The following is a 5,296-nucleotide window of genomic DNA, read 5'->3' on the forward strand; positions in this document are numbered from 1 at the left end:
TCAGGTGACTGATGACGGTCCTTCGGACTTTAAACGCTCACGGAAATAGATTTGAATCATGCAAATGGTTTAAGTCGATTCCGTTGAGAATTCAAGATCGAACTGTAGAGTTTGATCCTGGCTCAGATTGAACGCTGGCGGCATGCCTTACACATGCAAGTCGAACGGTAACAGGTTAAGCTGACGAGTGGCGAACGGGTGAGTAATGTATCGGAACGTGCCCAGTCGTGGGGGATAACTGCTCGAAAGAGCAGCTAATACCGCATACGACCTGAGGGTGAAAGCGGGGGATCGCAAGACCTCGCGCGATTGGAGCGGCCGATATCAGATTAGGTAGTTGGTGGGGTAAAGGCCTACCAAGCCGACGATCTGTAGCTGGTCTGAGAGGACGACCAGCCACACTGGGACTGAGACACGGCCCAGACTCCTACGGGAGGCAGCAGTGGGGAATTTTGGACAATGGACGCAAGTCTGATCCAGCCATGCCGCGTGCGGGAAGAAGGCCTTCGGGTTGTAAACCGCTTTTGTCAGGGAAGAAACGCTCTGGGTTAATACCTCGGGGTAATGACGGTACCTGAAGAATAAGCACCGGCTAACTACGTGCCAGCAGCCGCGGTAATACGTAGGGTGCAAGCGTTAATCGGAATTACTGGGCGTAAAGCGTGCGCAGGCGGTTATGCAAGACAGAGGTGAAATCCCCGGGCTCAACCTGGGAACTGCCTTTGTGACTGCATAGCTAGAGTACGGTAGAGGGGGATGGAATTCCGCGTGTAGCAGTGAAATGCGTAGATATGCGGAGGAACACCGATGGCGAAGGCAATCCCCTGGACCTGTACTGACGCTCATGCACGAAAGCGTGGGGAGCAAACAGGATTAGATACCCTGGTAGTCCACGCCCTAAACGATGTCAACTGGTTGTTGGGAGGGTTTCTTCTCAGTAACGAAGCTAACGCGTGAAGTTGACCGCCTGGGGAGTACGGCCGCAAGGTTGAAACTCAAAGGAATTGACGGGGACCCGCACAAGCGGTGGATGATGTGGTTTAATTCGATGCAACGCGAAAAACCTTACCTACCCTTGACATGTCTGGAATCCTGAAGAGATTTGGGAGTGCTCGAAAGAGAGCCAGAACACAGGTGCTGCATGGCCGTCGTCAGCTCGTGTCGTGAGATGTTGGGTTAAGTCCCGCAACGAGCGCAACCCTTGTCATTAGTTGCTACGAAAGGGCACTCTAATGAGACTGCCGGTGACAAACCGGAGGAAGGTGGGGATGACGTCAGGTCATCATGGCCCTTATGGGTAGGGCTACACACGTCATACAATGGCCGGGACAGAGGGCTGCCAACCCGCGAGGGGGAGCTAATCCCAGAAACCCGGTCGTAGTCCGGATCGTAGTCTGCAACTCGACTGCGTGAAGTCGGAATCGCTAGTAATCGCGGATCAGCTTGCCGCGGTGAATACGTTCCCGGGTCTTGTACACACCGCCCGTCACACCATGGGAGCGGGTTCTGCCAGAAGTAGTTAGCCTAACCGCAAGGAGGGCGATTACCACGGCAGGGTTCGTGACTGGGGTGAAGTCGTAACAAGGTAGCCGTATCGGAAGGTGCGGCTGGATCACCTCCTTTCTAGATAGATCGCGCCTCGTATGTTCTAAGGAGCATGCAGAGCAAGATCAACTAAGAGCGAAAGCTCAAGCACTTGGTTTCAAGCGCCCACACTTATCGGCTGTCAAACAACAGTGAGTGAATCGCGTGAGCCTGTGGAGCTGGCCTCGACAGCCTGGCGATGGTGCAGAGCTTACGCAAACAAGTTTCGCGTGGGTCTGTAGCTCAGTCGGTTAGAGCACCGTCTTGATAAGGCGGGGGTCGCTGGTTCGAATCCAGCCAGACCCACCACGAAGAATCGGGGGATTAGCTCAGCTGGGAGAGCACCTGCTTTGCAAGCAGGGGGTCGTCGGTTCGATCCCGTCATCCTCCACCAGTTCACTCATTAGCGTTGGTAAACCTTAGCGAATAGGAATGTTCGTTGAGGTTTACCAGCTCTTGATCGAAAGATCGGCTGTTGTTCTTTAACAATTTGTAGAGTCGAATCAGCGTTGTTAGCGGAAAGCGTCTCCTGACGCACCGTGCCGCTAGCAATGATTTTGATTGCGTCAAACATAGACTTCAACTGAGCAAGAAATTGTTTAGATGAAGAACGGCGTAACGCGTGAATACTCAAAAACAGTTTGGATGCCAAATTAGTTTGGATCTGAATTGAGTCCTTGACGACAGTGCAGTCAGCGCTGTCAAAGTTATAGGGTCAAGTGACTAAGTGCATGTGGTGGATGCCTTGGCGATTACAGGCGACGAAGGACGTGATAGCCTGCGATAAGCTTCGGGGAGCTGGCAAATTAGCTTTGATCCGGAGATTTCCGAATGGGGAAACCCACTCCGCAAGGAGTAACTCTGACTGAATACATAGGTCATTGTGGCGAACCGGGTGAACTGAAACATCTCAGTAGCTCGAGGAAAAGACATCAACCGAGATTCCGAAAGTAGTGGCGAGCGAAATCGGAGTAGCCCTCGCGTTTTAGCAGTTTGCATATCAGAACGGAATGGAAAGTCCGGCCACAGCGGGTGATAGCCCCGTATGAGAAATGTAGATTGTGGAACTAGGCGCGAATAGAGTAGGGCGGGACACGTGAAATCCTGTCTGAATATGGGGGGACCATCCTCCAAGGCTAAATACTCGTAATCGACCGATAGTGAACAAGTACCGTGAGGGAAAGGCGAAAAGAACCCCGGGAGGGGAGTGAAATAGATCCTGAAACCGCATGCATACAAAAAGTAGGAGCCCGCAAGGGTGACTGCGTACCTTTTGTATAATGGGTCAGCGACTTACATTCAGTGGCGAGGTTAACCGAATAGGGAAGCCGTAGAGAAATCGAGTCCGAATAGGGCGAATAGTCGCTGGGTGTAGACCCGAAACCAAGTGATCTATCCATGGCCAGGATGAAGGTACCGTAACAGGTGCTGGAGGTCCGAACCGACTAGTGTTGCAAAACTAGCGGATGAGCTGTGGATAGGGGTGAAAGGCTAAACAAACTTGGAAATAGCTGGTTCTCTCCGAAAACTATTTAGGTAGTGCCTCAAGTATTACCTGCGGGGGTAGAGCACTGTTTAGGCTAGGGGGTCATGGCGACTTACCAAACCTTGGCAAACTCCGAATACCGCAGAGTACAGCTTGGGAGACAGAGCACCGGGTGCTAACGTCCGGACTCAAGAGGGAAACAACCCAGACCGCCAGCTAAGGTCCCTAAAATTGGCTAAGTGGGAAACGAAGTGGGAAGGCTAAAACAGTCAGGATGTTGGCTTAGAAGCAGCCATCATTTAAAGAAAGCGTAATAGCTCACTGATCGAGTCGTCCTGCGCGGAAGATGTAACGGGGCTAAGCCAGTTACCGAAGCTGCGGATGCATAGCAATATGCGTGGTAGGAGAGCGTTCTGTAAGCCTGTGAAGGTGGGTTGTGAAGCCTGCTGGAGGTATCAGAAGTGCGAATGCTGACATGAGTAGCGTTAAAGGGGGTGAAAAGCCCCCTCGCCGAAAGCGCAAGGTTTCCTACGCAACGTTCATCGGCGTAGGGTGAGTCGGCCCCTAAGGCGAGGCAGAGATGCGTAGCTGATGGGAAACAGGTCAATATTCCTGTACCGATCAATAGTGCGATGTGGGGACGGAGAAGGTTAGCTCAGCCAACTGTTGGATATGTTGGTTCAAGCGTGTAGTCGTGCTCTTTAGGCAAATCCGGAGAGCTTAGATGAGGCGTGATAACGAGTCTGCTTGCAGACGAAGTGAGTGATACCCTGCTTCCAAGAAAAGCCACTAAGCTTCAGCTATTGACGACCGTACCGCAAACCGACACTGGTGCGCGAGATGAGTATTCTAAGGCGCTTGAGAGAACTCTGGAGAAGGAACTCGGCAAATTGACACCGTAACTTCGGAAGAAGGTGTGCCTTTAGTAGGTGAACCATTTACTTGGGGAGCCCAATGAGGCCGCAGAGAATCGGTGGCTGCAACTGTTTATTAAAAACACAGCACTCTGCAAAGACGAAAGTCGACGTATAGGGTGTGACTCCTGCCCGGTGCTGGAAGATTAAATGATGGGGTGCAAGCTCTTGACTGAAGTCCCAGTAAACGGCGGCCGTAACTATAACGGTCCTAAGGTAGCGAAATTCCTTGTCGGGTAAGTTCCGACCTGCACGAATGGAGTAATGATGGCCACACTGTCTCCTCCAGAGACTCAGCGAAGTTGAAATGTTTGTGATGATGCAATCTCCCCGCGGAAAGACGGAAAGACCCCATGAACCTTTACTGTAGCTTTACATTGGACTTTGAACAGATCTGTGTAGGATAGGTGGGAGGCTTTGAAGTAAGGTCGCTAGATCTTATGGAGCCAACGTTGAAATACCACCCTGGTGTGTTTGAGGTTCTAACCTTGGCCCGTTATCCGGGTTGGGGACAGTGTATGGTGGGCAGTTTGACTGGGGCGGTCTCCTCCCAAAGTGTAACGGAGGAGTTCGAAGGTACGCTAGTTACGGTCGGAAATCGTGACGATAGTGCATTGGCATAAGCGTGCTTGACTGCGAGACTGACAAGTCGAGCAGGTACGAAAGTAGGACAAAGTGATCCGGTGGTTCTGTATGGAAGGGCCATCGCTCAACGGATAAAAGGTACTCTGGGGATAACAGGCTGATACCGCCCAAGAGTTCATATCGACGGCGGTGTTTGGCACCTCGATGTCGGCTCATCTCATCCTGGGGCTGTAGCCGGTCCCAAGGGTATGGCTGTTCGCCATTTAAAGAGGTACGTGAGCTGGGTTTAAAACGTCGTGAGACAGTTTGGTCCCTATCTTCCGTGGGCGCTGCAAGATTGAGAGAGCCTGCTCCTAGTACGAGAGGACCGGAGTGGACGCACCTCTGGTGTATCGGTTGTCACGCCAGTGGCATTGCCGAGTAGCTAAGTGCGGAAGAGATAACCGCTGAAAGCATCTAAGCGGGAAACTCGTCTCAAGATGAGTCTTGCCGGGGCCTTGAGCCCCCTGAAGGGTCGTTCGAGACCAGGACGTTGATAGGCTGGGTGTGGAAGCGCAGTAATGCGTTAAGCTAACCAGTACTAATTGCCCGTGAGGCTTGACCCTATAACTTTGACTGTGAATTGCAGATCAAGGTGGGTATTCAAGTTATGCTGTTCTTCAGAAGTCTACTGAGGCGCAATCAAAATATACTGATTCCGTCATAAGCATGAAGCTTGTGATGTGCA

Annotated in this window: 2 tRNA genes and 2 rRNA genes; all 4 read left to right on the forward strand. The window is 51.9% G+C overall.

The window, feature by feature from the left end:
- Positions 1-99 precede the first annotated feature (99 nt).
- Positions 100-1,623 (forward strand): 16S ribosomal RNA (locus ACG00X_RS23950).
- Positions 1,624-1,816: 193 nt separating this feature from the next.
- Positions 1,817-1,893, forward strand: a tRNA-Ile gene (locus tag ACG00X_RS23955).
- Positions 1,894-1,902: 9 nt separating this feature from the next.
- Positions 1,903-1,978: transfer RNA gene (locus ACG00X_RS23960), tRNA-Ala, on the forward strand.
- A gap of 319 nt (positions 1,979-2,297) precedes the next feature.
- A 23S ribosomal RNA gene (locus ACG00X_RS23965) occupies positions 2,298-5,174 on the forward strand.
- Together the 16S and 23S rRNA genes with 2 tRNA genes alongside form the textbook arrangement of a ribosomal RNA operon.
- Positions 5,175-5,296: the final 122 nt, after the last annotated feature.

This window comes from Pelomonas nitida (assembly GCF_043555975.1).
Lineage (GTDB): Bacteria > Pseudomonadota > Gammaproteobacteria > Burkholderiales > Burkholderiaceae_C > Pelomonas > Pelomonas nitida.